This window comes from Endozoicomonas sp. SESOKO4 (assembly GCF_024606275.1).
In genome coordinates, this window is the sequence record NZ_JAHHPS010000385.1 from 1 (window position 1) to 1523 (window position 1523).

The following is a 1523-nucleotide window of genomic DNA, read 5'->3' on the forward strand; positions in this document are numbered from 1 at the left end:
TTGTCCATCACTGTGGTAAATAATGGCGTGCAAATAATCTTCCGTGGTCATCAGCTTGACGGTTGCAAACGAATCAGGTGTTCGGGAAGAAAAATCAATCTTGTCGTCAATCATAAAAGCACTATCCATCTGTCCATTGTCAGTGGCGAAACGGCGAATAAACAACACCTCTTCCTCAGGACTGAATAGGGCAAAGTAGATCTGGTCTTTTTGTATCAGAATGTCCTGCTGACTCTTGACCGTATCAATATCGTTGATAGTTATTATCGTTTTGCCACTGTTGCCAAAAGAGGTGGCGGGTTTTAGCTGTTGACTGTCGTACTGTCGGATAAACAGAGGATAGGGCGTGTCGTCTTCACTTTTGCCTGTTACATAAAGGCTTTCGCCATCTGGGGAAAGCCTTAAATGAAGTCCTTGTTCTTTATCATACGGGCCACTGTCTTCAGGAAAAAAGAGCCGACGCTGCTGGTAACGGCCAACAAATAGTCTGTTATCGAGGGTTCCTGTTAAATACATGAAGCCATTATGATAAGCAGTATCATTAATTTGCACACTTTCAGGGAAGACCTTGTCACGCACGATCAATTGTGCCGGATATTTCTGGGTGGCATTTAAAGGGAACTCGAACAGAGTTGTTTTTCCTGAAGGTGTTGTTGCAACAAGGTTAAGTTGAGAGCCAGTGGCTTCGTGAGTCACCTGTCCTGTCAGAGACTGGTAGGAGTCCAGTATTATGGAGTGGTCGGCAGAGGTGGTGTAAGTCACAATGCCGCAACGACCAAATGGTTTATCCAGTTCGGAACCTTTATAGCGCGCCAGAACGATCCCTTTGGAAGACGACTCAGGCTGAATGACGACGTATATCCGCTGGTTTTCCGGGTCATAGGTTTGAAAGAGCGGTGTGCCTTCTGGTGGCTGGCAGTTGTCTGACAGGCTGAGTGTATCGGTTGTGGGGGATGTACTGTCAGACAAGGCACTGGATGCAGTTGCCGTGGTCAATTCAGTGGTGAGCGGCTGTGCCGATGGGGATGATGTTGCCGATGTTGTGTCTGATGCTGGCTCCGAATCAGTTAAGGCTCTGATGGCAGCAGCCGTGGTCAATTCAGTGGTGAGCGACTTTCCAGATGACAATTTTTCAGATGACAACTTTTCAGATGACAATGTTATAGCCAACAGAGTTGTCGTGATGTCTTTTACCCCGCTGCAGTCAAATCCCCCTGGTGTGCAATCCATTCCGGCCAGTAATGTTTGCAGTTCAGAGAACACTTTAGGAAACGGTAAATAGCCATCCCGACCGTTCCAGACAGTACGAACGAAAGAGGTCGCGTTTTCGGCACCACCGGGGTCGGCAAACTCATTCAGGACGATGGGGAACAGGTTATTTGTTTGTTGGGTGCCATTGATTCGGGCAAGTTCACGGTAGGGAATGTTAACGGCTCTGACCATCGGCAGCTGTGTTGCATCACCGTCATTCCAGAGCGTGCTGTTCAAACCGTTTAAGCCTGATTTGAGATCACTTTTTGATA

The 1523-nt window shown here is 47.5% G+C and carries 1 protein-coding gene; it reads right to left on the reverse strand.

The window, feature by feature from the left end:
- On the reverse strand, positions 1-1488 hold a 1488-nt coding region (locus KDK16_RS07625), incomplete at its 3' end, for a hypothetical protein (protein WP_257275412.1).
- Between the last annotated feature and the right edge of the window lie 35 nt (positions 1489-1523).